Here is a 26,837-nt window from a genome sequence, read left to right as displayed (position 1 = left end):
TGACCCGTCTGGCCCGCCGGTCGACCATCGCCCCGTAATCTGGGCGGGTGGGACGACTCGTGGTGATCGAAGGTCTGGACGGCGCGGGCAAGCGCACGCTCGCCGACGCGCTGACCGGCGCGCTGAACGACGCCGGGGCGAGCGTCACGTCCATCGCGTTTCCTCGCTACGGCGAAAGCGTGCACGCCGACCTCGTGAAGGAAGCGCTGCACCGCGGCCACGGCGACCTCGCCGACTCCGTCTACGGCATGGCGATGCTCTACGCGCTCGACCGCCGGGGCGCGGCCGACGAGATCCGCGCGCGGCTCGGCGATCACGACGTCGTGCTGCTCGACCGGTACGTCGCGTCGAACGCCGCGTACGGCGCCGCCCGCCTCCACCAGGGCGCGGACGGCGAGTTCGTGCGCTGGCTCAAGGAACTGGAGATCGACCGGTTCGGCCTGCCGGTGCCCGTCGCGCATCTGCTGCTCCGGGTCACCGCCGACGTCGCCGCCGACCGCGCGCAGCGCCGCGCGGAGACCGACGCGGCCCGCGCGCGGGATTCCTTCGAGACCGACGACGCGCTCCAGAAGCGCTGCTCGGTGGTCTACGACGAGCTCGCCGCGACGGGCTGGCTCGCGCCCTGGCACGTTCTCGACGGCGTCGCCGGTGTCGACACCCCGGCCCTCGCGACCTCCCTCCTTCGCACTTAGTCCTCTAAATGCGTGAGCAGCCAGGTGTGGAACTCGCCGATGTGGTGTTCCGACGGCATGAGCACGCCGCCGCCGCGGTAGGCGCGGGACGCCATCGCGGGCTGGCAGCGTTCGCAGGCGTCGAAGTCCTGCTCGTTGACGCGGTGGAACAGCTCCACCGACCGTGACACGTCCCGCCCCGACGCCACGACCTCCTCCGAATAGAGCCAGTCGCATTCGACGACCGTCCGGTCCGGCGCGAGCGGGTACATCCGGTGGAAGATCACGTGGTCCGGCACCAGGTTCACGAACACCTGCGGCCGGATGGTGATCGCGTAGTACCGCCGGTCCTGGTCGGCGGCGACGCCGTCGAGCCGGTCGAAGCCCGAACCGCCGTCGATGGTGAACCCCTGCACGTCCTCGCCGAATTCGGCGCCGTGCCCGACGTAGTACTGCGCCGCGTACCCGTCGGCGAACTCCGGCAGCACCTCCGTCAGCTCCGGGTGGATGGTCGCGCAGTGGTAGCACTCCATGAAGTTCTCGACGATCAGTTTCCAGTTCGCCTTGACGTCGTAGGTGATCCGGCGCCCGACCGACAGCTTGTCGAGGCGGTACCGCTCGATCGACTCCAGATCGCCCAGCCGTTCGCGCACCGCGCCTTCGACGTCGGCTTCGAACGACGGCGGGTCGGCGGCGAGGCAGACCCACGCGTAACCCAGCCACTCCCGCAGGTGCACGGTGTGCAGCCCGTACTCGGTCCGGTCGATGTCGGGCAGGTTCGCCAGGTTCGGCGCCGCGATCAGCTTGCCGTCGAGCCCGTACGTCCACGCGTGGTACGGACACTGGAACGCGCGTTTCACCGTGCCGGCTTCCTCCGTGCACAGCCGGGCGCCGCGATGGCGGCAGACGTTGAGGAACGCCCGCAGTCCGCCGTCCCGGCCCCGGCTGACGAGCACGCTCTCCCGTCCTACCTGGACGGTCCGGAAGTCACCGGCCGACGGCAGATCCGCCGACCGGACCGCGCAGAACCACCGGCGCTCGAAGATCTTTTCCTGCTCGGCCGCGAAGATCGCGGTGTCGGTGTAGTAGCCACCACCCAGCGTGGGGATGAGACTCGTCATCTCGCGACTCCGGCGAACCTGGCGGGATCGAACAGGCCGATCGGCTGCGCGGTGGTGCCGTCCACGACCAGGTCGGCGAGTATCTCACCGACCACCGGGACGAATTTGAAGCCGTGCCCGGAGAAGCCGCAGGCGACCACCACCCGCTCGTGCGCCGGATGGCGGGCGATGACGAAATGCTCGTCGGGGGTGTTCGTGTACATGCAGGTCGCCCCGCGCAGGAACGTGCCGGGCAGTGCCGGCATCTTCCGCCCGACGAACTCCGAGATCTCGCCGACCTCTTCGGCGTGCACCGTCCGGTCGATCGTCTCGGGCGTGCAGGGCTCACCACCGCGGAAGAAGGCGACTTTCACGCTTCCGGCGTCGTCGTGGGAGGGGAAACCGTAGAACTGGCGGCCGCCCTCGCCTTCCCAGACATAGATCGGATGCCGTTCGGCGCGGAACGGCGCCGCCCCGCCCGACGGCGCGAACCAGTACTGGACCTGGCGTTCGATGGTGAACTCGACCCCGAGTTCGGTGAGCAGGCCCGGTGCCCAGGCACCGGGGCAGATCACCAGCTGCCCGGCGGTGTAGAAGTTCTGCGAAGTGCCCACCCGGACGCCGGTGGACGTCTCCCGCCAGGAAAGGACTTCCTCCTCGTGGTGCAGCTCCGCCCCGGCCCGCGCGGCGAGCTGGAGATGCGCCGCCACACTGCCTTCCGGCACCACGAAACCGGCGTTTTCCTCGTACAGCGCGATTTCGTGGTCCGCCGGGTTCATCGTCGGGAACCGGCGCCGGATCTCGGCCGCGTCCAGCAGTTCGTGCGGCAGATCCCAGGCCCGCGCGCTGGCCAGGCTGCCCGACACCGTCCGCGAATCGGAGCCGCCGAGCATGATCCCGCCGCAGCGGGTGAAGATCTTCCGGCCGGAGTCGCGTTCGATGCCCTCCCACAGTTCGTGTGCCCGCAGCAGGAGCGGGACGTACGCGGGGTCCTCGAAGTACGCCTGCCGGGTGATCCGCGAGCCGCCGTGGCTGGACCCGAGGTTGTGCACGGGCGCGAACCGGTCGATGCCGAGCACGCGGTGTCCCCGCCGGGCGAGCCGGTACGCCGCGGCACTGCCCATCCCGCCGAGGCCGATGACGATGACGTCGTGATGACTCATGCGGCGCTCCTGATCCGGGCCATGGCGGGGTCGAACAGCGGCTCGCTCGCGACGACGGCGGGGATCCGCTCGCCGAAGTACTCGATCTCCAGCGGCCTTCCCGGTTCGGTGAACTCGACCGGGAGCCAGGCGTAGGCGATGTTCTTGCCGACGGTGTAGCCGTACGCGGCGCTCGTGACGTAGCCGGCGGGACGGCCGTCGGCGAACACCGGTTCCTTGCCGAGCACGACGGAATACGGATCGCCGACGGTGAGACAGGTCAGCTTCCTGGTCACCGTCTCCTCCGAACGGCCCGCCAGCGCGTCACGGCCGATGAAGTAGCCCTTGTCCATCCGCACGGCGAAACCGAGACCGGCCTCGTACGGATCGTGCTCGGTGGTGACGTCGGTGCCCCACAGCCGGTAGCCCTTTTCCAGCCGCATGCTGGAGAAGGCGTCCCGGCCGGCGGCGATGATCCCGTGTGCCTGCCCGGCTTCCCAGATCGTGTCCCACAGTTCGCGGCCGAGGTCGGCGCTCGTGTACAGCTCCCAGCCGAGTTCGCCCACATAGGACAGTCGCATCGCGGTCACCGGCACATGGCCGATGTACGCCTCTTTCGTCTTGAAGTAGCCCATGGCCTGATGCGAGAAGTCCGTTGTGGACAGTGGTTGCAGCACGGCTCTCGCGAGCGGGCCCCAGAGCCCGATGCAACAGGTGCCCGGAGTGGTCTCGTGGATCTGAGCGGCGCCGTCGCCGGGGAGATGCCGCCGGAGCCAGTCGATGTCGATGGCGCTGTTGACGCCGACCTGGAACCGGTCTGCGCCGAGCCGGGCGACGGTCAGGTCGCTGCGCACGCCGCCGTCCTCGTCGAGCAACAGGGTGTAGGTGACCGAGCCGGGCTTCTTGCCGAGCTGGTTCGTGGTCATCGTCTGCAGGAACGGCAACGCGCCGGGTCCGGTGACCTCCACCCGTTTCAGCGGCGTCATGTCGAACATCGCGACCCGCTGCCGCGCGACCATGGCCTCGGCGCCGCCGATCGGCGACCAGTACCGCGCGGCCCAGTCGTTGCGCGCGGGCACGCGGTCGACCTCGGGGAGGTTCGCGTTCGCCTCGTACCAGTGCGGACGTTCCCAGCCGCCCGCTTCGAGGAAGAACGCGCCGAGTCCGGTTTGCCTTTCGTAGAAGGGACTCGTCCGCAGCGGCCGTGGTTCTTCCATGGGCTGCGAGGGATGGACGATGTCGTAGACCTCGACGAAGCTCTGGCAGCTCCGTTTCATGACGTAGTCGGGCGCCAATTGCATCCGCTCGAACCGGGCGAGGTCGCAGCCGTGCAGATCCGCGTCGGGCCTGCCGTCGACCAGCCACTGCGCCATGGCGCGCGCGACTCCGGCGGAATGCGTGATCCAGACGGCTTCGGCGACCCAGAACCCGTCCAGATCGGGGTGTTCGCCCAGCAGCGGCATACCGTCCGGGGTGAAGGAGAACAGGCCGTTGATGCCCTCCTCGACCTTGGTCTCGCCCAGCGAGGGCAGCAGATCGACGGCCGCGGTCCACGACGCTTCGAAGTCCGCGGGGGTGAACGTGAGCTCCGAGGGCATACCGTCGCCGGTGCCGATCTCCTTGGCGGGCAACGGCATCGGCCGGTGACCGTACGCGCCGATGCCGATCCGGTCGAGGTGTTCGCGGAAATAGAGGTCGGCGTCCTGATGTCGCAGGATCGGCCTCGTGGCCTCCTCGGTCACGCCGGCGAGTGACGGCAGGGGACTGGTGCGCGCGTACTGATGCGCCATCGGAACCAGCGGGATCGTGAGGTCCACCAGTTCGCCGAGCACCGGCCCCCACATCCCGGCGCACGAGAGCACGATGTCCGCGCGGAAGCTCCCGGTCCCGGTGGTGACGCCGGTGACCCGGCCCCCCGACCGTTCGACGCCGACGACCTTCTGCCGCGCGAGGAATTTCGCGCCGCGCCCGATCGCGCGGCGGGCCTGCGCCTCGGCCGCGCGGAGGGGATGGGCCAAGCCGTCGGAGGGGATGTGGAATCCGCCGAGCACCTTGGCCGGATCGAGCAACGGATGCAGCGCGGCGCACTCGCCGGGATCGATCAGCCTGCTTTCGACGCCCGACGCGGTGGCCCAGCCGTGCCGGCGCCGGAGGTCGGCGAGCCGTTCCGGCGTCGTGGCCACCTCCAGTCCGCCGACCGGGCGGAAACAAGGGTTCCCGTCGAGGTCGAGCGTGCCGTATTTGGCGACGGTGTAGCGGGCGAACGCGGTCATCGTGCGGCAGGTGTTGGTCTGGAAGACCAGACCGGGGGCGTGCGAGGTCGACCCGCCGGTGGCGAACAGGTCGCCCTGCTCCAGCACGGTGACGTCGGTCCAGCCGCGTTCGGTGAGTTCGTCGGCGAGCGCGCAGCCGACGATGCCGGCGCCGATCACGACGACGCGGGGAACTGGGGGCATGGTGAGGGGTACCTCCTGCCTGCCCTGTCAGTCCACAAAGGACCGAGGGCATCGGGGTGACAGGCGCTGTTGCGAATGAGGCACGTTGTTCCGTCTTAAGCAACAAAGTGCGGCACGGGTGGACGCGCTGTCAAGAGCCCGAAGAGGTCGGCCTCTTCACTCCGCGAAGTACCCCAGCTGCGCCGAAAGATCCGCCGACGCCTCGGTCAGCGGCCGCACGATCTGCCGCACCCGCTGCTTCGAAAGCCGGTACGAAGGGCCCGAAGCGCTCATCGCCGCGACGACGTCGCCGCCGGGACCGTGCACCGGCACCGCGACCGCGTGCATACCCAGCTCCAGCTCCTCGAAACAGGCCGCGTACCCGTCCTCGGCGACCCGCTCCAGCTCGGCGGCCAGCTCGTCCGGATCGACCGTGGTCCGCGGCGTGAACTGTTCGAGCTTCCGCCGGAGCAAGCGTTTGCGCTCGACGTCGCCCATGTACGCGAGCAGCACCTTCCCGCTGGACGTCGCGTGCAGCGGGGTGCGCTGCCCGGTCCAGTTCTGCGTGGTGATCGCGGCCGAGCCGCGGGCCTGGCTGACGTTGATCGCGACGCCGTCGTCGGCGATCGCGATGTTGACCGTCTCGCCGAGCGTCTCCGCCAGGCCCTGGCAGGTCTGCCTGCCCAGTTTCGCCAGGTCCATCCGGCCGGTGGCGGCGCCGGCGAGCCGGACGACGCCGAAGCCGATCGCGTATTTGCCGCGTTCGCCGAGCTGCTCGACGAGGCCGCGGTTCTCCAGGACACTCAGCAGGCGCGAGGCCGTCGACTTGTGCACGCCGAGCTCGCCCGCGATCTCGGTGATCCCCGTTTCCCCGTTGCGCGCCAGCAGTTCCAGCACGCTGATCGCGCGGTCGACGGACTGCACCTGACTGGGCGTTGCGTTCCCCGCGTCCTGGTTCCGCATGACGCAACAGTAGCCGTTTCGCCCGGATCCGCTCGGCTGAGTGGGCGAATCCCTTGACGCATCGGCCCCTCGGGGGTGATTGTTGCGCAGAGCACGTCCCGTCTCGTAATACGCAACATCAACAAGCGTCGGCCCTTTCCCCGGAGGCCCCGATGATCCGTGCCTGCTCCGTCTCCGAACTGCCCGAAGGCGAAGCCGTCCGCCTGGCGGGCCCAGTGCCCGTCTCCGTCTTCCATTCCGAGGGCGCGTACTACGCGCTCGACGACACCTGCAGCCATCAGGACGCGTCGCTCGCCGACGGCTGGATCGAAGGCTGTTTCGTCGAATGCCCGCTGCACGCCGCGAGGTTCGATCTGCGCACCGGAGCGCCGGACTGCCTGCCCGCCATGAACGCCGTGCGCACGTACCCGGTCGTGGTCGCCGACGGGGTGATCTACGTGGACACCGAGGTGCGGCAGGACGTCGCTTGAGAACCGTCGCCGTCGTCGGCACGTCCTTGGCGGGGTTCCGCGCGGCACAGGAATTGCGCGCCAAGGGCTTCGACGGACGGCTGGTGATGATCGGCGCCGAACCGCCGTACGACCGGCCGCCGTTGTCGAAGGATTTCTTGCTGGGCAAGGTTTCCGCCGACGACATCGCGCTCGCCGGGCAGGACGGCCTCGACGCGCTGGCCGCCGAATGGCACCTCGGCGTCCGCGCCGAAAAGCTGGGCCGCGAAGGCGTGGCTCTCGCCGACGGCACCACGATCGCCGCCGACGGCTACGTCATCGCGACCGGAGCGGTGGCCAGAACCCTTGACGCGGCAAGGAATCTGGCCGGCGTACACACCTTGCGGACGCTCGAAGACGCGGTCGGTCTGAAGCGTGCTCTCGCGGCGGGACCTTCCTCGGTCGTCGTCATCGGTGCGGGATTCATCGGCGCGGAGGTCGCGTCCGCGTGCCGTCTGCTCGGCCACGAAGTGAGCGTGGTCGAGGCGATGCCCGTGCCGCTCGCCCCCGTCCTCGGCGCGCGAATGGGCGCGGTGTGCGGGGAACTGCACGCGGAGAACGACGTCCGGCTGATCACGGGCGTCCCCGTCGCCGGGTTCTCCGGGACCGGCCGTGTCACCGGTGTGCGGCTCGCCGACGGCCGCGAACTCCGCGCCGATCTCGTCGTCGCCGGGGTGGGCGCGCGGCCGGCCACGGAATGGCTGACCGGCTCCGGGCTCGCCGTCGACGGCGGGGTGCTGGTCGATTCCGGCTGTGTCACAGCGAATCCCCGAGTGATCGCGGTGGGTGACGTCGCGCGGTACCGCTGCCCGCTGCGCGGTGTCCGGGTCCGCGCCGAGCATTGGACGGCGGCCGGGGAACAGCCGGGCGTCGCGGTCGCGAACCTGCTCGCCGGTTCGACCGTCACGCATTTCGCACGACACGGTTACTTTTGGTCCGATCAGTACGGACGGCGGCTCCAATTCGCCGGAGTGGCCACGGAAGACGTGCGGATCGTCGAAGGCGACGTGGCTTCGAAGTGCTTCGTCGCGACCTATCACCGCGGTGATGTGCTGACCGGTGTCTTCGCGATCGACTCCCCGCGGCCGTTCACCAGGCTCCGACGTGCTCTCTAGGGGCAGAAGACCCTACTCGGATGGAGCAATTTGCCCGATTCGATGATCTTTCTGGTGGTCACATCGCCGGGTCGCGCGCCCGCGCGGGGAAACTAGTGCGAACATAGGTTTATGAAGGCACGTGTTCTGGTCGTCGACGACGACCCTGCTCTCGCGGAGATGCTCACCATCGTGCTGCGTGGGGAGGGGTTCGACACAGCCGTCGTGGCCGACGGCTCACGGGCGCTGCCCGCGCTTCGTGAGCTGAAACCGGACCTGGTCCTCCTCGACCTCATGCTGCCCGGCATGAACGGCATCGACGTCTGCAAGGCGATCCGGGCCGAATCCGGCGTGCCGATCGTGATGCTCACCGCCAAGAGCGACACCGTGGACATCGTCCTCGGGCTCGAGTCGGGGGCCGACGACTACGTGGTCAAGCCCTTCAAACCGAAGGAGCTCGTGGCCCGCGTCCGCGCCAGGATGCGCCGCACCGAGGCCGAGCCCGCCGAGTCGCTGACGATCGGCGACCTCGCGATCGACGTCCCCGGCCACGAGGTGACGCGGGAGGGCAAGGCCATCCCGCTGACCCCGCTCGAGTTCGACCTCCTGGTCGCGCTCGCCCGCAAGCCGCGTCAGGTGTTCACCCGCGAGGTGCTCCTCGAGCAGGTGTGGGGCTACCGCCACGCCGCCGACACCCGGCTGGTGAACGTGCACGTCCAGCGGCTGCGGTCGAAGGTGGAGAAGGACCCGGAGCACCCCGAGGTGGTGTTGACCGTCCGCGGCGTCGGGTACAAGGCCGGCCCGCCGTGATCACCCCATGAGCGGACGCTTGCGAAGGCTTGCCCAGACCACGATGCGCCAGTTCCGGCGCATCGTGGTTTTCGTGCGCCGCAAGGTCGTGGCGTTCAACGAGCTGTGGCGGTATTCGCTGCAGTTCCGGGTCACCGTGTCCACCCTGGCGCTGTCGTCGGCCGTGGTGTTCGTGCTGGGCATGGTGCTGCAGAACCAGATCACCGACCGGCTGGTCGAGACCAAGCAGAACGCGGCGATCGCCCAGACCAGGGCGGTCGTCGAGACCGCGGCCGGCGAGCTGATCGGCGTCGGCACCGAGAGCCCGGACGCGCTCACCGCGCGGATGAACAACGCGCTGAAGAAGATCTCCAGCACGACGTCGTCGCAGGACGGCGCGGGATCGACGGCGGGCACCTTCGAACCGGTGCTGGCCGCGGGCGGGCGCGACCAGTCCAGCAAACCGGTGGCCGCCGGTCCCTACGACCGGGTGCCGGTGCGGCTGCGTCAGTTCGTCGAGACCGAACAGCTCAGCTACCTGACCCACACGGTCACCGAGGCCGACGGCGGCAAGACGACGTATCTGATCGTCGGCGCGCCGGTGAGCACGATGATCAACCCGCTCCAGCTCTACCTGCTGTACCCGCTCACCAGTGAGCAGAACACCGTCTCGACGGTGCAGAACACGCTGCTCGTCGGCGGGCTCGTCCTGCTGCTCCTGCTGGCCGGGATCACGAACCTGGTCACCAGGCAGGTGGTCCGGCCGGTCCGGCAGGCCGCCGCGGCGGCCGAACAGTTCGCGGGCGGGGACCTCGACCAGCGGCTCGCCGTGCTCGGCGAGGACGATCTGGCCAAACTCGCCGTGTCCTACAACGAGATGGCCGCGAGCATCCAGCGGCAGATCCGCCAGCTGGAGGAGTTCGGCGGCTTGCAGCGCCGGTTCACCTCCGACGTCTCGCACGAACTGCGCACCCCGCTGACCACCGTCCGGATGGCGGCCGACGTGCTGCACGCGTCGCGCGAGCAGTTCCCGGCCGGGCTCGCCCGCTCCACCGAACTGCTGGTCGACGAGCTCGACCGGTTCGAGGCACTGCTCGGCGACCTGCTGGAGATCAGCAGGCTGGACGCCGGTGTCGAGGAGCTCTCGGCCGAGCTGATCGACGTCCGGCCGATCGCGACCAGGGCCGTCGAGCAGGTCCGGGTGATCGCGGGCAACGCGGGAAGCTCGGTCGAACTGGTCCTGCCGGACGAGGAGGCGCCCGCCGAGGTCGACGCGCGCCGCGTCGAGCGGATCCTGCGCAACCTGCTGGCGAACGCGGTGGACCACAGCGAGGGGAACCCGGTGGTGCTGACGCTGGCGGTCAACGAGACCGCGGTCGCCATCACCGTGCGGGACCGCGGGGTCGGGCTCCGGCCCGGCGAGGCGGAGCTGGTGTTCAACCGGTTCTGGCGCGCCGACCCGTCCCGTAACCGCCGGACCGGTGGCACCGGCCTCGGCCTCGCGATCAGCCAGGAGGACGCCCGATTGCACGGCGGTGTGCTCGACGCCTGGGGCGAGACCGGTCACGGTGCCTGCTTCCGGCTCGTGCTGCCGCGGCGGCAGGACACGCCGATGGGGGAGAGCCCGCTGGTCCTGCCCCCGCCCGATCACAAGGCGACCGACACGCACGGGTCGTCCGGACTGCTCGAAGTCCGGCCCGCGCCCGACGCGATCCTCGCCGAGCCCGAGGAGGTCGGCCGGTGAAACGGCTGCTGTCCCTGCTCGCGGTGTTCCTGCTGGTCGCAGGCTGCGCGAACATCCCGCTCGAATCCCAGCCCGTCGTCGTCTCCGGGGACAAGCCAGGGCAGGCGCCCGCGGACGTCCCCGAACCGGCGGCCGGGATCGACCCGCTGACCGTCACCCGCCAGTTCATCCGCAACTCGGCGGCCCCGGGTACGGCGAGTGCCGCCGCGCGGGTCTACCTCGACGACGACGCCCGGCGCAACTGGAAGCCGTCGCCCGGGCTGACGATCATCGACGACACCTTCGGCACCGTTTACGACACTTCGTCGTCTTCGGGGAACCCGGACGAGCAGGTGGTGAACGTCCGCGGGTTCAAACTCGGCACGCTCAGCCCCGACAGCGCGTTCCTGCCGGTGAAGGCGGAGTACTCGCAGCAGTTCAAGCTGCGGAAACAGCCGAACGGCCAGTGGCGGATCGTGGACCCGCCGCAGGAACTCGCCGTCACCGACGAGGATTTCGCGCTCAACTACTTCCGGGTGCCGATCAGCTTCTACTCGCCGGACTCCGGCGCCTTCGTTCCCGACCTGCGCTACGTCGCGGCGAAACCGCAGGCCGGATTGCCCGGCCGGGTGATGGACCTGGTGCTGCAGGGCCCGTCGGAGGGGCTGAAGGGCGCGGTCAAGGATCTGCTCGGCGGCCAGGTCACCATCGAAAGCAACGTGCGCAGCACGGACGACGGGACACTGGACATCAACCTGACCGGCGTCGGCGGGGCCAGCCTCGTGGACCGGAACCTGATCGCCGCGCAGATCGTCCTGTCGCTGCAGACGGTGACGCTGAGCCGGGTCCGGCTGCTGGCCGACGGCACCGCGCTGGTGCCGGAACACGAATACTGGCGCTCCAGCGAGCTGCCCAACTACAACGTGGACATCGCGCCGAACTCGGAACTGCTGGGACTGATGACCGTCAACGGCCGGGTCCGGTCGCTCGGTGACGGGCAGCCGGTCGGCGGGCCCGCGGGCAACGGCGGGTACAAGGTCGTCAGCGCCGCGCAGTCCGTCGACGGCAAACGGCTCGCGGTGGTCGAAGAACGCGACGGCAGGCAGTGGCTCCGGGTCGGCGATCTGGGGCACGACCTCGCTTCGGTGGACCTGTTCGGCGGCAGCCTGAGCCGCCCGACCTGGCGTCCCGTCGCCCGTGGTGGCGGCGGGGTCTCCGGTGAGGTCTGGACGGTGGTCGACCACAACACCGTCGCCAGGGTCACCCTGGCCGCGGACGGCCGCTGGGTGAAGGCCGGCGTCGACGCGACCATGCTCACCGGGCTGGGGCAGATCACCGAACTGCGCCTCTCGCGCGACGGGTCCCGGCTGGCCGCGGTGGTCAACGGGCAGCTGGTGGTCGCCTCCATCGTCCGGACGGCGGACTCGGTGGCCCTGCGGGCGCCGCGGAAACTGCAGGAACGCGACCTCAAGGACGTCGTCGACGTCGACTGGGCGACCCAGGACCACCTGATCGCCGCGACGTCGTCGACCTCGCTGCCGGTGGTCAAGGTGCCGCTGGACGGGCAACGGATGGATCCCTTCAGCGGCTCGAACCTGACCCCGCCGGTGCACGGCGTCACCGCGGCGCCGAGCAGGCAGAACCTGGTCGCGGACGCGGGCGGGCTGTGGGTCGCCTCCGAACTGGGCGAGGTCTGGCGGCCGCAGGCGCACACCGTCACCAACGCGGACCCCTTCTACCCGGGCTGAAGTTTCGCCGAAGTACATAAAGGCCCCCTTCCTTGCGCCTAGGTACAGGAAGGGGGCCTTCATGTACTTGGGGCTCGGGAGGGGATGCGCCCGGCATCGCAAAGGGGAGCAAGGGACCTTTAGTACCGCTAGCCTTCCTAGCGGCGCTAGCGAAGCGGAAAGTCCGTGAAGGCCTCCTTCACTACCTTGAGGGTAGGGAAGGAGGCCTTCACGGACCGGGGCCCGCGCGCGAAGGAGCCGCGAAGCCCCGAAGCGCCCTTCTCCTCGATTGACTTTTTCAACACCGGCCCCCTGACGCCGCAAAGTGTCCAAAGCGGACCAGTCACGCCCCGGCGGCCTCCGGAACTGTCGGAGACCCGGCCGACACTCGCCCCATGTCCAAATTCCTGGATCTCCTCATCCCCGCCCGCTGCGCCTCCTGCGGAGCACCGGGCGCGCCCTGTTGCGCGACCTGTCAGACCGCTTGGGGTTCGCTCAGCGAGATCATCCGCGGCCCGACGGCCGGTCTCGTGCCCGTCTACGCCCTGGCCCCCTACGCCGACGACGCCCGTCGCCTGATCCTCGCCTACAAGGAACGCGGCCGCCGCGATCTCGCCCCGTCCTTCGGCCGGGCCGTCGCCGAAGCCCTCGTCCACCTGCCCGAGCCGGAGCCGGAACCGTGCCTCGTCCCGGTCCCTTCGCGACGGTCCGCCTCGCGTGTCCGAGGTGGACCGCACGTCCGGCGCATCGCCGAGGAATGTGTGAAAGCGCTGGCGGACAAGGGAAATCCGGCGACCGTCGCGCCCGTACTCAGGCTCGGGGCCGGCGTCCGTGACGCGGTGGGACTCACCCGCGCCCAGCGGTCGGCGAACCTCGACGGCCGCCTTCGCCTGGTCGCCGGAGCTCGCCGGGAGAAGGTCGTCCTTCTTGACGACGTGATCACAACCGGAGCGACCGCCGCCGCTTGTACGCGTTTTTTGGACATAAGCGGAATTCACGTTTCCGCGGTGGTAGCGCTGGCCGCCGCCGGGTGATCGGGAGGTCACCTACAAGAGTGATGAATGATCGGGAACGAGAATGGGTACATGGGCGTTGACGGGATATGAGGGACCTTCTGGGGAACACTCCGACGGCCCGCCACTCCACCGGGGTGGCGGCGGATTCCCTCGGGGGCGGCGCCCTAGGCACCCTCCGCAATTTCCTGTCCGAAGGCTTGCGCCGTCCGCGTGAAAACAAATCACAGGGACGACGCCCGACAAGCCGGATTGTCCCGCTGGCCACAGTGTCTTCGTCGCGTGCGGTGACGAGGTCTCACGTCCTGATATCCCCCGGCTCGGGGGCTGTTGCTCGCGGCGTGATGCAGCTAACGTGCAGCGCTATCAGCAATCCCGGCAGGCAGGGAGGTGACCAGCCCATGTCCCTGGCGCCGGAGCCGCGCTGAGTCCGCGCTCGGACATCCGACACGAGACGTCGTGGCCGTATGCCGAGTTCCCTCACCGCCCGCGATCCGGGCTTCGTCCCCGCATTACCGGCGCCCTAGTGAACACATCTACAGCTCGCAGTCATTTCAGCGAGGGAGGTCGTGTATGGACATCGTCGTTAAGGGCCGCAACGTGGAGGTGCCCGACCACTATCGGGCACTCGTCAGCGAAAAGCTGGCCCGGCTAGAGCGCTACGACAAGAAGGTCATCCGTTACGACGTGGAGCTCTTCCACGAGCCCAATCGCCGGCAGTCGAAGAACTGCCAGCGCGTCGAAATCACCGGTAAGGGCCGTGGCCCCGCCGTACGCGCCGAAGCGTGTGCAGGCGACTTCTACGCAGCGCTGGATTCCGCACTGAACAAGCTCGAGAACAGGTTGCGGAAGACACACGACCGCCGGCGCGTGCACTACGGCCGCAGCCGCCCGGAATCCGTCGCCGAGGCGACTTCGATGGCGGCCGCCGGTGGAATGATCACCGACACCCGACATGTGGCGGGTACCGCTGTGCTCGAAGCGCCGGAGGCCGAACCCATGGCCAACGGTTTCGCTGTCGAGAGCGGTGACTTCGAGATGCCCCAGCAGCAGCGCTGGGATGACGGGGTGACAGAACACCAGCCCGGTCGCGTCGTCCGCGAGAAGAAGCATGACGCGGAGCCCATGACGGTCGACCAGGCTCTCTACGAGATGGAACTGGTCGGTCACGACTTCTACCTGTTCAACGACTCCGACGCCGGGTGCCCGAGCGTCGTCTACCGGAGGCGAGGCTTCGACTACGGCGTCATCCGGCTGAGCTAGCCGGCCACTACTGCCCTGACGGCGGCCCGCACGCGTCCCGTGCGGGCCGCCGTCATGTCCGGATCAGGCGGGGACGCACCCCATTCCGTCAGGTACCGACAGACGGTGCGTGCGCGAACACCGAGGTGTTCCCTACGATGGGGGCGGACGGTGGTGCGTTACCAGGCGCCACCGCGGACGAGATTGCCCGGGACCGGCTCGGGTGCGATCACAATCAGCTAGTGAGGTCGACCGGATGGTGCTGAACCGCCTGCTCCGCGCGGGCGAGGGCAAAATGGTGAAGCGGCTGCGCAACATCGCCGATCACATCAACACCCTCGAAGACGACGTCAAGGAACTTTCGGACACCGCGCTGCGGGCCAAGACCGAGGAGTTCCGTAAGCGGCACGCGGACGGCGAGTCACTCGACGACCTCCTGCCGGAGGCGTTCGCGGTGGCGAGGGAAGCGGCTTGGCGCGTGCTCGGCCAGCGCCCCTACGACGTCCAGCTGATGGGTGGCGCCGCGCTGCACCTCGGCCAGGTCTCGGAGATGAAGACCGGTGAGGGCAAGACCCTGACCCAGGTCCTCCCCGCGTACCTGAACGCCATCTCCGGCAAGGGCGTGCACGTCATCACGGTGAACGACTACCTCGCCAAACGTGACGCCGAGTGGATGGGCCGCATCCACCGCTTCCTCGGCCTCGAGGTCGGGGTCATCCTGGCCGACCAGACGCCCGAGGTCCGCCGTCAGCAGTACGCCGCCGACATCACGCACGGCACGAACAACGAGTTCGGCTTCGACTACCTCCGCGACAACATGGCGTGGAGCCTCGAAGACTGCGTGCAGCGCGGCCACAACTTCGCGATCGTCGACGAGGTGGACTCCATCCTCATCGACGAGGCCCGCACGCCGCTGATCATCTCGGGCCCGGCCGACCAGTCCTCGCGCTGGTACATCGAGTTCGCGCGGATGACCCCGCTGATGAAGCCGGACATCCACTACGAGGTCGACATCCGCAAGCGCACCGTCGGTGTCACCGAGAAGGGTGTCGCGTTCGTCGAGGACCAGCTCGGCATCGACAACCTCTACGAGGCCGCGAACACGCCGCTGGTCGGCTACCTGAACAACGCGCTGAAGGTCAAGGAGCTCTACAAGCGCGACAAGGACTACATCGTCCGTGACGGCGAAGTCCTCATCGTCGACGAGTTCACCGGCCGCATCCTGCACGGTCGCCGCTACAACGAGGGCATGCACCAGGCGATCGAGGCCAAGGAAGGCGTCGAGATCAAGGCCGAGAACCAGACGCTCGCCACGATCACGCTGCAGAACTACTTCCGGCTCTACGACAAGCTGTCGGGCATGACCGGTACCGCCGAGACCGAGGCGGCCGAGTTCCACCAGACCTACAAGCTGGGTGTGGTGCCGATCCCGACGAACAAGCCGATGGTCCGCGCCGACCAGGCCGACCTGATCTACAAGACCGAGCAGGCCAAGTTCGAGGCCGTCGCCGAGGACATCGCCGAGCGGCACGAGAAGGGCCAGCCGGTACTGGTCGGCACCACGAGTGTCGAGAAGTCCGAGCACCTGTCGAAGCTGCTGCTCAAGCTGGGTGTCCCGCACGAGGTCCTCAACGCCAAGCACCACGACCGGGAGGCCCTGATCGTCGCCCGCGCCGGGCGCAAGGGCGCGGTCACGGTCGCCACCAACATGGCGGGCCGCGGTACCGACATCGTGCTCGGCGGCAACCCGGACATCATCGCCGACGAGGTGCTGCGCGACCGCGGTCTCGACCCGGTGGAGCACTCCGAGGAGTACGAGGCCGCCTGGCCGAAGGTGCTCGAAGAGGTCCAGGCCGACACGAAGGCCGAGGCCGAGGAGGTCCGCGAGGCGGGCGGGCTGTACGTGCTCGGCACCGAGCGGCACGAGTCGCGCCGGATCGACAACCAGCTCCGCGGTCGTTCCGGCCGTCAGGGCGACCCGGGCGAGTCCCGGTTCTACCTTTCGCTCGGTGACGAGCTCATGCGCCGCTTCAACGCGACGATGGTCGAGCGGGTCATGACCACCATGCGGCTGCCGGACGACGTGCCGATCGAGCACAAGATGGTCTCCAAGGCGATCAAGAGCGCTCAGACGCAGGTCGAGCAGCAGAACATGGAGATCCGCAAGAACGTCCTCAAGTACGACGAGGTCATGAACGAGCAGCGCAAGGTGATCTACGCCGAGCGGCTGCGCGTCCTCGAAGGCGAGGATCTGCGCGAGCAGATCGAGCACATGCTGGTCGACGTCATCAACGCGTACGTCACGGAGGAGACCTCCACCGGCTACGCCGAGGACTGGGACCACGAGAAGCTGTGGACGGCGCTGAAGCAGCTGTACCCGGTCAAGGTCACCTGGGAAGAGCTCACCGAGGACGACGACCTCGACGCCGACAGGCTGCGTGAGGCGCTGCTCGAAGACGCCCACCGCGCGTACGACGAGCGCGAAGCCGAGATAGACGGCAAGGTCGGCGAAGGCGCGATGCGGAGCCTGGAGCGTCAGGTGATGCTCACCGTGCTCGACCGCAAGTGGCGTGAGCACCTCTACGAGATGGACTATCTCAAGGAGGGCATCGGCATGCGTGCCCTGGCGCAGCGCGACCCGGTCATCGAGTACCAGCGCGAGGGCTACGACATGTTCCGCGCGATGCTGGAGTCGCTGAAGGAGGAGGCCGTCGGCTTCCTGTTCAACCTCCAGGTCGAGCAGGCCGAGCCCACCACCCCGGCGCCGGAGTCGGCGTCCGCGCTGCCCGCCGGGGTCGGGTCCGGGAACGGCCAGGCCGCGAACGGCGACGGCAGGCACGCCCGCCCGACGCCTCCGCAGGGGCCGGCGACCGACACCAAGTCCGTGCCGTCCGCCTTGCGGGGCAAGGGACTCGGCGGTGGTTCGCAGTCCGGGCTGACCATGTCGGGCCCGTCCGAGGACGGCGGCGTCGAGTCGCATTCGGACAGTGCCGGCAGTGCCGGTGGCGACCAGAGCGGGACCCGCCGGGAGCGTCGTGCCGCGCAGCGCGCCTCCCAGAAGAAGGGCAAGAAGGGCCCGCGCCGCTAAAAAGCTCAAAGCGCGTGAAGGCCCCCTTCCCTCGGCTCAGCCGAGGGAAGGGGGCCTTCACGCGTATCAGGCCGCGAGTGCGGAGACCCGTCGCGCGGGCTTCAGCAGGTGGAAGCGGGTGCACACCCAGCCCGACGGTGTCCGCTCGAAGCGGGCGGCCAAGGCGAGGCAGCGCCCGTTCTGCTCGACCGTCGCGCAGGCCTCGACGACGCCGTCCGCCGGATGTCCCAGGTGCACCGACTTCGGCCGGTAGCCGCCCGCCGGACGGCGACGGCCGCTTTCGAGCAGCGCGTGATGGAGCGCCGGGTCGAGGATCGGCCGTACCTGGACCGGCGGACGGCGGCCGTCGCAGGCTTCGAGGATGGTGGTCAGCAGCCTGCCGATCTGCCTGCCGTCCGGGGTGTCCGGCGCCGGCCGCGGTTCCTCCACGACGCTTTCCCCGGACAGCGGCAGATCCAGCACGAGCTGGTTGTCCGGCGCCGCCGCCCGGTGCATCAGGCCGTCGGGCCGGTCGGCGACCCGGTACGGCGGTTCGTACGGTTCGAGCCGTCTCAGTACGTACGACTTCATCAAGCAGCCCCCTCCGCGGCCCCCTCGGCCACGCCCAGCAACTAAGGGGCAGCCGGTGGGCGGAATCGCGACAAGGACCGCCCGAGAGGATGAACCGGGCGGTGATCGCTTGTGTACGGTGAGCCGGTGCTGAAAGGGCTGGTCGTCGACTACGCCGGGGTGCTCACGGACGTGGGCGCGGACGAGCTGTACGCCTTCCTGCTCTCGGCCAGGGAGCGCGGCATCAAAACGGCTTTGCTCTCCAACGCCCCCGGCGCGTCGCACGAGGCCAAGCGGTCACTCGGCCCGTTCTTCGACGCGCTCGTCTTCTCCGGTGAGGTCGGCGTGGCCAAACCGGACCGCGAGGTCTACCTGCTCACCGCGGGCCTGCTCGACCTGCCCGCCGACCGGTGCGTGTTCGTCGACGACGCCGCGCACCACGTCCGCGCGGCCGTGGCGGCGGGGATGGCGGGAGTGCACCACACGTCGGTCGAGGAGACGTTGACCGAGCTCAGCGCGTTGTTCCCGCAGCCTTAGCCCGGCGCACCAGCTCGAACGACAGCACCGCGGCGGCGGCCGAGACGTTCAGCGACTCGACTTCGCCGGGCATCGGGATCGACACCCATTCCGTCACCAGCTCGCCGACCTCGGCGCCGACGCCGTTCGTCTCCCCGCCCAGTACGAACGCCGCGCGCTGCGGCAGCTCGACGTCGAACACCGAGCTGCGGGCCGAAGCGCCCAGCGCGTAGATCCCGTAGCCGGCTTCGGTGAGTATTTCGGCGGCTTCGCGCGCGCTGCCGCACCGCAGCACCGGCGCGCGGAACGCGACCCCGGCCGAAGCCTTGACCACCATCGGGTCGAGGGCGGCGACCCCGCGCCGCGGCACCACGACCCCGTCCAGCCCGGCGGCGGTCGCCGTGCGCAGGATCATCCCGACGTTCGCCGGGGTGGTGATGCCGTCGAGCAGCAGCACCCGCGACGGCGGCCTGCCGTCGGACAGGGCCGCGTGCAGCGACCGCATACGAGGGGCGACGACGTCGGCCAGCACGCCCTGGTCCTGCTTGCCGTTGCCGGCCAGCACCTTGACGCGATGCGCGCTCGCCCGCTGCACCGGCACCCCGGCGGCTTTCGCGGCACGCTGGATCTCGGCGGCGTTCGGCCCGCGCACGGTGTCGGCGAGGATCACCTTGTCCACCTCGAGCGCCGCGTCGTCCAATGCCTCGAGCACCGGTTTGCGGCCGTACACCGTCAGGAACCGGTCCTTCGGCGAGATCACCGACTCATCACCCACACCGGCGAGTGTCCCACTATGTAAGGATCGGCCCATGCCCGACCGCCTCTCCGCGCTGGACGCCTCGTTCCTGTACGTGGAAGACCACTCGACCCCGATGCACGTCGGCGGCGTGGCGATCTTCGAGCGACCGCGCGAGGGCTTCACCCACGAGCGGCTGCTGGACCTGATCGGGCAGCGCCTGGCGTTCCTGCCGCGCTACCGGCAGCGGGTGCTGGAGGTGCCCGGTCACCTCGCCCGGCCGGTGTGGGTCGACGACGTCGACTTCGACCTCAACTACCACGTCCGGCGGTCCGCGCTGCCGCAGCCGGGCTCCGACGGCCAGCTGTTCGATCTCGTGGCGCGGCTGATGTCGCGGCGGCTCGACCCGGGAAGGCCGCTCTGGGAGGCGTACTTCGTCGAGGGGCTCGCGGGCGACCGCATCGCGCTGGTGACCAAGACGCATCAATCGGTCGTGGACGGGATCGGCACCATCGAGATCGGGCAGCTGATCCTCGACGCCGCCCCGCAGGAGCCGGAACCGTTCGACGACACCTGGCATCCGCGCCGGGAACCGAGCCGCACGCAGCTGGTCCTCGACGCGGTCGCCGAGACCGTGCAGCGGCCGACGGAGCTGGTGGAGAACGTCCGCTCCCTCACCCACGACGCCACCGCGATGGCGGGCAAGGTCACCGAAACGGTCGGAGACGTCGCGTCGGCACTGAAGACGATGGTGCATCCGGCGCCGTCCGGGCCGCTCAACGTCCGCACCTCCGGCGGCCGCATGTTCGCCGGGGTCCGCACGCGGCTGGAGGATTTCCGCAAGGTCCGCGCCGCGCACGGCGGCACGGTCAACGACGTCGTGCTCGCGGTGCTCACCGGCGCGCTGCGGGAATGGCTGCTCTCCCGCGGCTCGGCTCTGACCGCGACGACCACCGTGCGCGCGCTGGTGCCGATGGCCGTCCGCGACGCCGAGACGGCCGAGTACTCGACGCCGGCGCTGGTCGGGAACCAGGTCGACGCGTATCTCGTCGATCTCCCGGTCGGGGAGCCGAACGCGGTCCTGCGGCTGCAGCACATCGGTCACGCGATGGCGGACCACCTCGACTCGGGCCGTTCGGTCGCCGCGCGCGGGCTGCTGACGGTCGGCGGTTTCGCCCCGCCGACGCTGCATTCGCTCGGCGCGCGGGTGGCCGGGTCGATGTCGGGGCGCATTTTCAACGTGCTGATCACGAACTCGCCGGGCCCGCAGGTGCCGCTCTACGCGGGACAGGCGAAGATGGTGGAGATGTTCCCGGTCATGCCGCTGGTGCGCAATCAGGCGCTGGCGATCGGGGTCACCTCGTATCACGGCGGTGTCTACTTCGGACTGAACGGCGACCGCAAGGCCGTGTCCGATGTGGACCTGCTCGCCGGGATGATCGAGGAATCGTTGGAAGAGCTGAAGGGTGCGCACTGGTGAGGGTCTATCTACCCGCGACGATCGCGATGCTCCGTGAGCTCGAAACCGCCGGAGAGCTCCGGGCGCGCAGCGGCACGGGATTCGCGCTGACCCCGGCGCTGCGGGAGTCCTACGCCAGCGGATCCGACGAAGAACTCGAGTACGCCGCGCTGCTCGACGCCGCCAGGGCGTCGCTTCGGCTGATCGCGGCCGAGGAGAAGCCCGAGCCGCGGCGGGTGGTGATCTCGGCCGACATCGACGAGGTCACGCTGCGCCCGGATCTCGACGCCGCCGTCGTCCGGCTGGCCGGGCCGGTGAAGATCGCCGACGTCGCCGCGATCCACGTCGACGCGGCCGAAGCCGCCGAGTCCGTGCAGGCCGCCGCCGCGGTGATCGACCAGGCCGACCTCGGCGATCCGGACGCCGAGTTCACCCTCGGCGACGCCGAAGACCACGAACTCGCCTGGTACGCGCCCCAAGAGCTCCCTTTCCTGCTGGAACTCCTCTAACCCCTCGTCCGCATTCAGAGGACGAAACGCGTCAGAACCACGAGGAGGGGGTCGGGCGTTCGGGGCGCCAGCCGGTCGCCTCGGTGAGCCGGGTCGAGACCACCCGCTGCGAGCGCGCCAGCACCGACATCAGCCCGAACCGGTTCGCCGGCCACTTCGGCAGCGCGCGCGGCCGCCGGACCCCGGCCGCGGTGGCCATCGCCTCGCCGAGTTCCTGCTTCCGCACCGGATCCGCGGCCAGGTTGTAGACGCCGCTCGGCGCCCGCAGCGCCGCGATCGCGCCCGCCGCCGCGTCGTCCGGATGGATCGCCGCGGTCCAGTCGGTCCGGCGGCCGAAGATCAGCGGTGAACCGCGCCGCGCGGCCGCAAGCATCGTCCTGGTCATCGGGTCGTCGCCGACCAGCAGCCCGATCCGCAGCCGGATCGCGGTGCGGCCCTCGTCCGCCAGCTCCGCGATGTTCGCGTGCGCCACCGTCGAAGACGCGATGTTGCCGCGAAGCGCGAGAGGCGCGTCCTCGTCCAGTTCCTCGTCACCGCCGTCGGCGTAGACGAACGAAATCCCTTCCTGTACCACGGTTTTCAGCTCGCCGACCCGCCGCACGGCGTCCGCCAGGGTCCGGCTGCCGGTGATCCGCACGCGGTCGTTCTCGGCCCAGCCGGACAGCTTCATCGCCCGTCGCGCGTCCGGGATCCGGGTCGCGACGTTCACCACCGCGTCGTGCCCGCGCAGCGCGCCCGCCAGCGAATCGACGTCGAACAGCGAACCCCGCACCGGTTCCGCGCCGGTCGCGCGCACCGCGGCGACCCGGTCCGCGTCGCGCGCCAGACCGCTCACCTCGTGGCCTTCGGCCAGCAGCCGCCGCACCAGCGGACGTCCGAGTATCCCGGTCGCCCCGATCACCATCACGCGCATGTTCGCTCCTCCTGCCCGGCCTTCACGAGCCCGACGAGACAGGTGAGCGGAACGTGACGGATCAGCCCGCCGGGATCTCCCCGATCTCCTCCGGCGGAGGCGCTTGGATGTCGGCCTGCGTGCCCCATTCGCGGTAGCGCGTGACGATCTTGGCGGTCGCGCTGTCCGGGGCGCCCGAAGCGGCGAGGACGGGGGCGAGGTCGAGCACGATCTGCAGCGGCAGGCGCGCGTCGTCGAGCCAGACCTCCATGGGGAGCTTCCCGACCTTGCCCCGCAGCTCGGTGACGGCCTCGGCCGACAAACCGGCGGGCAGGTCGCCGCCCAGGGCGGCCAGGTCGACGTCCAGCCGGTAGTGCTCGGCGGACACCCCGTCGAGTTCGGCGTGCCCGGATCCGGTCAGCGTGCCCGCTTTCCGCACCTGGTCGAGGGCGCGGCCGGGGTCGTTCTGCTTCGCCAGCTGGTCGATGCTGCCCCCGGCGACCTGCGAGAACGGGTCGGCGCCGTCGGGGGAGACCTTGACCCAGGGCTTCCCGCCGGGAACGTCTTCGCGGGCGGTCTCGGGGACCTTGGCGAAGACGGTCTTGCCGACCAGCCGGAGTTCGATCGGCTCGCCGAGGAAGTCCGTGGTCATGGCCAGCGCGGTTCCCGCCGCCGCGACCTTGGCCTGCCCCTGGCTCTTGGACCGCATCGTGCCCGCCGTGACGTCGGTCGTGAACTTCGCGGCCTTGCCGTCCATGGCGGACGTCGCGCCGTCGGCGAGCGCACGGGCGTCGGCGAACGAGACGGCGTCGCTGTCACAGGCGCCGAGCAGCGCACCGAGTACGAGCACGACGGTGGACAGGGCCGTTCTTCGCATGAGGACCTGCTTTCGATCGCGGGCACCCAAGCGAAACACAGCAGCGGACCGCGCCCCGATCGGGGGAACGGCTCAGCGGCTGTCGCCGACGGCCTCGGGCGGCGGCGCGATGATCACCACGTCCGAAGCCCAGCTGTCGTATTTGACCGTGGCCTTGCCCATGCTGACCTGCACCGGACGCTGCTCGGCGTCCAGCCACAGCTCGGCGGGCGCGCCACCGAGGTCGAGGACATACCGCGTGGCGGCCGTGCCGTTCACATCGCCCTGCTCGGATTTGGTGACCTTGCCCGACTTCGAGATCCGCTCGATCGTGCGGGTCGGATCCATCGTCTCGACGACGTTCGCCATCAGCGCGCCGTTGGCGGCGGAGAGCGAGTCCTTGCCGTCGGCGGTGATCTTGACCCATTCCTTGCCGGTCTTGAGTTCCTGGACCTGGGTGTCCGAGAGGTGGTAGTAGAGGACGCCGTCGGCGAAGATCAGGTCCCGTTTCTCGCCCGCGACCTCGGCGACCATGGAGAACTTGCTGTTCGGCCCCTCGTAGAGCCCGGAACTGGTGACCACGACCTTGCGGCCGTCCTCAGTGGTGGTTTCGAGCGAGATCTTGGACGATCGGGCCTTCTGCGTGCCCGCGGCGGCGACCGTGGCCAGCTGCGCCGCGTCGTTCACCGGTTGCGCGGCCGGTTTCTCTTCGCCGGAACAGCCGGTCAGGAGCAGGAGAGCGGTACAGACGACGGCGAATCCGGTGGCACGCATGGGACTCCCTCGGGTGAATGGTCTGTACCACCACCGTAGTGCCATTCGCGTGAATTTCCACCGTCCGAATGTCGGGGTACGCGTGAAGGCCCCCTTCCCTCGCTCAGCCGAGGGAAGGGGGCCTTCACGCGCAAAGCGGGGCTAGTTGCCCGCCTTCTTCAGTTGCCCGCCTTCTTCAGCAATTCGGTGTAGTCGGACACCTCGGCGGCCGGCGGCGCGGTGACATTCACCGGCGTGCCCCAGTCGCTGTAGGTGTAGGTCGACTTCACCTCGCCGGTCTGCGGCCCTCCCGCCGACTTCATGAACGAGGTCATGTCCATGGTCATCTTCAACGGAAGCTGCTCGGCGTTGATCCACAGCTCTGCCGGAATCCGCAGATCCCTGCCTTCGAGCCGCTTCTCGACCTCCGCCCGCTGGTCGGCGGGGACGTCGTCGCCGAGGAACAACTCGATCTGTTTCTTGACGTCGTACTCGACGAAGTAGTGGTTCACCGGGACGCCGTTCAGCTGGGTCTGCTCGGAACGGACGATGCGACCGGCCTTTTCGACCAGCTCCAGCTGTTTCGCCGGATCGCCCATCTCGAACGACCGCAGCAAGGCCTTCCCCATGGCCTTCGCCCGGGGATCCGTGCTGTTCAGGTCGAGCTTTCCCCAGGCCTTGTCCGTCTTGAGTTCGGCCTGTTCCGCCGGGGGCAGCTTGAGGTACAGCGTCTGGTCGACCAGACGCAGGATGCCTGCTTCGCCCGCGATGGTCATGTTCGCCTCGATCTTCGAGGCCGGACCGTCGTAGTACGCCAGCAGGGTGCCCGTGACCTTGGCGTCTTTGGTGACGGCGTCGATGGTCGTCTTGGAGGACTTGGTCTTCCGCGTCCCCTGCTTCGCGGCCTCGACGAGGCCGGACGCGTCGGTGAACGGGGTGGCCAGCGCGAGCTCGCCGCCCTTGTTCTCGGCCGTGGTGGCCGGGCGGGTGCCGCAGCCCGTGACCACGAGGGTCAGGGCCGCGGCCACCGCGATCACCTTGTGGGTGGCACGCATCTACCGGCCGCCGGCCTTCTTCATGATCTCGGCCAGGTCGCCGACCTGGTCGGCGGGCGGGGCGGTGACCTCCACCGGGCTGCCCCAGTCGGTGTACTTGACCGTGGTCTTGGCGACGCCGTCACCGGGGACGCCCATGGCCTTCATGAACGCGGTCTGGTCCGAGACGACCTGCACCGGCAGCTGCTCGGCGTTGAGCCACAGCTCGGTGGGGATGGTGACGTTCTTGCCCTTGAGCTTCGCGTCGAGCTGCTTCTGGACATCCGCCGGGAACGGGACGCCCACCTCGCCCGCGATGAGGGCGATGGCCTTCTCGACCTCGATCTCGACGACGTAGTGGTTGGTGAGCTCACCGTTCAGCTCGACCTGGTCCGACTTCGTGATCTTGCCCGCTTTCGAGACCTGCTCGAGGGTGCGCGACGGGTCACTGTCCTTGATGGCCTTCGACATCATCTTGCCGAGCATCTGCGAGATGGGGTCCTGGCCGTCGGCGGAGATCTTCACGTACGACTTGTCCGTCTTCATCTCGGCCTTGTCGGAGGCGTCGAGCTTGAAGTACAGCGCGCTGTCGACGAAGAGGACTTCCAGCTTCTTGCCGTCGCTGTCCATGGACATCGAGAACTTGGTGTTCTCTCCGTCGTACATGCCCTGCCCGGTCGCGGTCTGCTTCTGGGTGCCGGCGACGCTTTCCATCGTCACCTTGGACGACTTGGCCTTCTTGGTGCTCTCGCGGGTCAGCGCCGCGAGCTGGATCGGGTCGCCGAGCGGCGACGCGAGCAGGCTCTTCTGCTCGGAAGGAGCAGGAGCGGGAGCAGCCGCGCCGGACTGCTTCTCGCCACCGCAGGCGGACAGCGCCAGGACGGCGGCCGTGGTGACGGCGGCGAGTGTGGTTACGCGCTTCAAGAGGACCCCTCAGAGAAGTTGATCTAATCCGAACGGGGTATCGCACTGGAGCGAAATTAGTTACCGATCGTCGTCGTGTCCGGCTCGGGAACCCAAAAGGCGGCGTAAAGAGTCCAATCGTTCGTGACTAGCGTCACCATCGGTGACCACGTCGTCGAGCGCGCAGTCCGGGTCCGAAGGCGGTCCGAGGTGACCGCAGCCGGAAGGGCACTCTTCGGCGGCCGCGGCGAATTCCTCGAACGCGAGCACGATGTCGTCGGCGGTCACATGTGCCAGCCCGAACGAGCGGACGCCGGGGGTGTCGACCACCCAGCCGCCGCCGGGCAGCGGGAGCGCGACCGCCGCGACGGACGTGTGCCTGCCCTTGCCGACCGCGCTGACCACACCGGTCGCCAGTCCCGCGTCGGGCACCAGCCGGTTGACCAAAGTGGACTTTCCGACGCCGGAGTGCCCCACGAGCGCGGTGACCCGGCCCTTGAGCCGCCCGGTCAGTTCTTCCGGATGCTCGTCGTGCCGGGTGACCACGGCCGGGATGTCGAGGCCCGCGTAGCCGGCGAGGAGTTCGTCGGGGCTGGCGAGGTCGGCCTTCGTCAGGCAGAGGACCGGTTCGAGACCGCCCGCGTAGCAGGCGACGAGACAGCGGTCGATGAAACCGGTGCGCGGCGGGGGATCGGCCAGCGCGGTCACGATCAGCAGCTGCTCGGCGTTCGCGACCACCACTCGTTCGAAGGGGTCGGTGTCGTCCGCGGTCCGGCGCAGCACACTGGAGCGCTCGTCCACCCGGATGATGCGGGCGAGGGTGTCCGGTTTGCCGCTCACGTCGCCGACGATGCCGACGGTGTCGCCGACGACGACCGGGACGCGGCCCAGCTCACGGGCCCGCATGGCGGTGACGACGCGGTCCGGATCCGAGTCGATCGCGCAGGTCCAGCGGCCGCGGTCCTTGCCGATGACCATCGCCGTGGAGGCGTCCGCGTGCTCGGGACGGCGTTTGCTGCGCGGCCTGGTGCCCTTGCCGGGACGGATCCGCACGTCGGATTCGTCCAGCCTGCGCCAGTCCTTGCCCGCCAAACCGCCTCCTGCTCTTCGAACACCGCGGAACAATGATCCCATGCTGCTCGCCATCGTCTGGCC

General features: G+C 69.3%; 24 protein-coding genes. 12 read left to right on the top strand and 12 right to left on the bottom strand.

The features are described 5' to 3' along the window. The first annotated feature begins 59 nt into the window (after positions 1-59). A complete protein-coding gene (locus tag AORI_RS75090; RefSeq protein WP_016337095.1) occupies positions 60-692 on the top strand; it encodes a dTMP kinase in 633 nt (210 codons plus the stop codon). Here the strand turns inward: AORI_RS75090 and AORI_RS75085 are convergent. From AORI_RS75085 to AORI_RS75070, 4 genes are all read right to left on the bottom strand, one after another. After that, entirely contained in the window at positions 689-1,792 is a 1,104-nt protein-coding gene (locus tag AORI_RS75085; protein ID WP_016337094.1) for an aromatic ring-hydroxylating oxygenase subunit alpha, read from the bottom strand. The two genes, AORI_RS75090 and AORI_RS75085, sit on opposite strands and share 4 nt — an antisense overlap. Further along, positions 1,789-2,934 (bottom strand): N-methyl-L-tryptophan oxidase, encoded by a 1,146-nt coding sequence (solA, locus tag AORI_RS75080; RefSeq protein ID WP_016337093.1) that lies wholly within the window; start codon positions 2,932-2,934, stop codon positions 1,789-1,791. Before solA ends, AORI_RS75085 begins: the two co-directional genes overlap by 4 nt. Beyond that, positions 2,931-5,369 carry a GcvT family protein gene (locus AORI_RS75075; protein ID WP_016337092.1) on the bottom strand — a complete coding sequence of 813 codons (2,439 nt, stop codon included), beginning with the start codon at positions 5,367-5,369 and terminating at the stop codon, positions 2,931-2,933. Before AORI_RS75075 ends, solA begins: the two co-directional genes overlap by 4 nt. Positions 5,370-5,525: 156 nt before the next feature. Further along, positions 5,526-6,311 (bottom strand): IclR family transcriptional regulator, encoded by a 786-nt coding sequence (locus tag AORI_RS75070; protein WP_043848370.1) that lies wholly within the window; start codon positions 6,309-6,311, stop codon positions 5,526-5,528. A gap of 152 nt (positions 6,312-6,463) precedes the next feature. Here AORI_RS75070 and AORI_RS75065 point away from each other — a divergent pair, with 152 nt between their 5' ends. The 8 genes from AORI_RS75065 (at position 6,464) to secA (ending at position 17,475) form a co-directional block, all read left to right on the top strand. Further along, on the top strand, positions 6,464-6,781 hold the full coding sequence (locus AORI_RS75065; protein ID WP_016337090.1) for a bifunctional 3-phenylpropionate/cinnamic acid dioxygenase ferredoxin subunit: 318 nt from the start codon (positions 6,464-6,466) through the stop codon (positions 6,779-6,781). Beyond that, a complete protein-coding gene (locus tag AORI_RS75060) occupies positions 6,778-7,914 on the top strand; it encodes an NAD(P)/FAD-dependent oxidoreductase (RefSeq protein WP_016337089.1) in 1,137 nt (378 codons plus the stop codon). Before AORI_RS75065 ends, AORI_RS75060 begins: the two co-directional genes overlap by 4 nt. 111 nt (positions 7,915-8,025) lie before the next feature. Further along, positions 8,026-8,703 (top strand): MtrAB system response regulator MtrA, encoded by a 678-nt coding sequence (gene mtrA, locus AORI_RS75055; RefSeq protein ID WP_005150760.1) that lies wholly within the window; start codon positions 8,026-8,028, stop codon positions 8,701-8,703. A gap of 43 nt (positions 8,704-8,746) precedes the next feature. Continuing rightward, positions 8,747-10,426, top strand: coding sequence for an MtrAB system histidine kinase MtrB (mtrB, locus tag AORI_RS75050; RefSeq protein WP_016337088.1), 1,680 nt, complete (start codon positions 8,747-8,749; stop codon positions 10,424-10,426). Then, positions 10,423-12,153, top strand: coding sequence for an LpqB family beta-propeller domain-containing protein (locus AORI_RS75045; protein ID WP_016337087.1), 1,731 nt, complete (start codon positions 10,423-10,425; stop codon positions 12,151-12,153). The genes mtrB and AORI_RS75045 overlap by 4 nt, the downstream gene beginning before the upstream one ends. Before the next feature lie 374 nt (positions 12,154-12,527). Beyond that, positions 12,528-13,166: a ComF family protein gene (locus tag AORI_RS75040; RefSeq protein ID WP_016337086.1), complete on the top strand. Its 639-nt coding sequence runs from the start codon at positions 12,528-12,530 to the stop codon at positions 13,164-13,166. A gap of 552 nt (positions 13,167-13,718) precedes the next feature. Next, positions 13,719-14,408: a ribosome hibernation-promoting factor, HPF/YfiA family gene (hpf, locus tag AORI_RS75035; protein WP_016337085.1), complete on the top strand. Its 690-nt coding sequence runs from the start codon at positions 13,719-13,721 to the stop codon at positions 14,406-14,408. 235 nt (positions 14,409-14,643) lie between these two features. Further along, the gene (gene secA, locus AORI_RS75030) at positions 14,644-17,475 is read left to right on the top strand and encodes a preprotein translocase subunit SecA (protein WP_016337084.1); all 2,832 of its coding nucleotides are present in this window, start codon (positions 14,644-14,646) and stop codon (positions 17,473-17,475) included. 66 nt (positions 17,476-17,541) lie between these two features. Here secA and AORI_RS75025 read toward each other — a convergent pair whose 3' ends face one another. Then, positions 17,542-18,045: an Rv3235 family protein gene (locus tag AORI_RS75025; protein WP_016337083.1), complete on the bottom strand. Its 504-nt coding sequence runs from the start codon at positions 18,043-18,045 to the stop codon at positions 17,542-17,544. Between the two features lie 111 nt (positions 18,046-18,156). Here AORI_RS75025 and AORI_RS75020 point away from each other — a divergent pair, with 111 nt between their 5' ends. Then, on the top strand, positions 18,157-18,561 hold the full coding sequence (locus tag AORI_RS75020; protein ID WP_016337082.1) for an HAD family hydrolase: 405 nt from the start codon (positions 18,157-18,159) through the stop codon (positions 18,559-18,561). Here AORI_RS75020 and AORI_RS75015 read toward each other — a convergent pair. Continuing rightward, positions 18,536-19,315, bottom strand: a complete 780-nt coding sequence (locus tag AORI_RS75015) for a TrmH family RNA methyltransferase (RefSeq protein WP_043848368.1) — start codon at positions 19,313-19,315, stop codon at positions 18,536-18,538. The two genes, AORI_RS75020 and AORI_RS75015, sit on opposite strands and share 26 nt — an antisense overlap. 34 nt (positions 19,316-19,349) lie before the next feature. Here AORI_RS75015 and AORI_RS75010 point away from each other — a divergent pair, with 34 nt between their 5' ends. Both AORI_RS75010 and AORI_RS75005 read left to right on the top strand, forming a co-directional pair. Next, the gene (locus AORI_RS75010; RefSeq protein WP_016337080.1) at positions 19,350-20,756 is read left to right on the top strand and encodes a WS/DGAT/MGAT family O-acyltransferase; all 1,407 of its coding nucleotides are present in this window, start codon (positions 19,350-19,352) and stop codon (positions 20,754-20,756) included. Then, positions 20,753-21,244 (top strand): DUF6912 family protein, encoded by a 492-nt coding sequence (locus tag AORI_RS75005; RefSeq protein ID WP_016337079.1) that lies wholly within the window; start codon positions 20,753-20,755, stop codon positions 21,242-21,244. Before AORI_RS75010 ends, AORI_RS75005 begins: the two co-directional genes overlap by 4 nt. A gap of 31 nt (positions 21,245-21,275) precedes the next feature. Here the strand turns inward: AORI_RS75005 and AORI_RS75000 are convergent, their stop codons facing one another. From AORI_RS75000 to rsgA, 6 genes are all read right to left on the bottom strand, one after another. Continuing rightward, entirely contained in the window at positions 21,276-22,157 is an 882-nt protein-coding gene (locus tag AORI_RS75000) for an NAD-dependent epimerase/dehydratase family protein (protein WP_016337078.1), read from the bottom strand. Between the two features lie 61 nt (positions 22,158-22,218). Then, positions 22,219-23,013: an SCO4651 family lipoprotein gene (locus AORI_RS74995; RefSeq protein WP_016337077.1), complete on the bottom strand. Its 795-nt coding sequence runs from the start codon at positions 23,011-23,013 to the stop codon at positions 22,219-22,221. Positions 23,014-23,085: 72 nt separating this feature from the next. After that, positions 23,086-23,766 (bottom strand): SCO4651 family lipoprotein, encoded by a 681-nt coding sequence (locus AORI_RS74990; protein ID WP_016337076.1) that lies wholly within the window; start codon positions 23,764-23,766, stop codon positions 23,086-23,088. Positions 23,767-23,924: 158 nt separating this feature from the next. Next, positions 23,925-24,800 (bottom strand): SCO4651 family lipoprotein, encoded by an 876-nt coding sequence (locus tag AORI_RS74985; protein WP_016337075.1) that lies wholly within the window; start codon positions 24,798-24,800, stop codon positions 23,925-23,927. After that, on the bottom strand, positions 24,801-25,703 hold the full coding sequence (locus tag AORI_RS74980) for an SCO4651 family lipoprotein (RefSeq protein WP_016337074.1): 903 nt from the start codon (positions 25,701-25,703) through the stop codon (positions 24,801-24,803). It abuts the gene before it with no gap. A gap of 60 nt (positions 25,704-25,763) precedes the next feature. Then, positions 25,764-26,774 (bottom strand): ribosome small subunit-dependent GTPase A, encoded by a 1,011-nt coding sequence (rsgA, locus tag AORI_RS74975; RefSeq protein WP_016337073.1) that lies wholly within the window; start codon positions 26,772-26,774, stop codon positions 25,764-25,766. Positions 26,775-26,837: the final 63 nt, after the last annotated feature.

Origin of the sequence: Amycolatopsis keratiniphila, assembly GCF_000400635.2 — a bacterium.
Classification (GTDB): domain Bacteria; phylum Actinomycetota; class Actinomycetes; order Mycobacteriales; family Pseudonocardiaceae; genus Amycolatopsis; species Amycolatopsis keratiniphila.
This window is presented reverse-complemented; position numbering and strand designations above follow the sequence as displayed.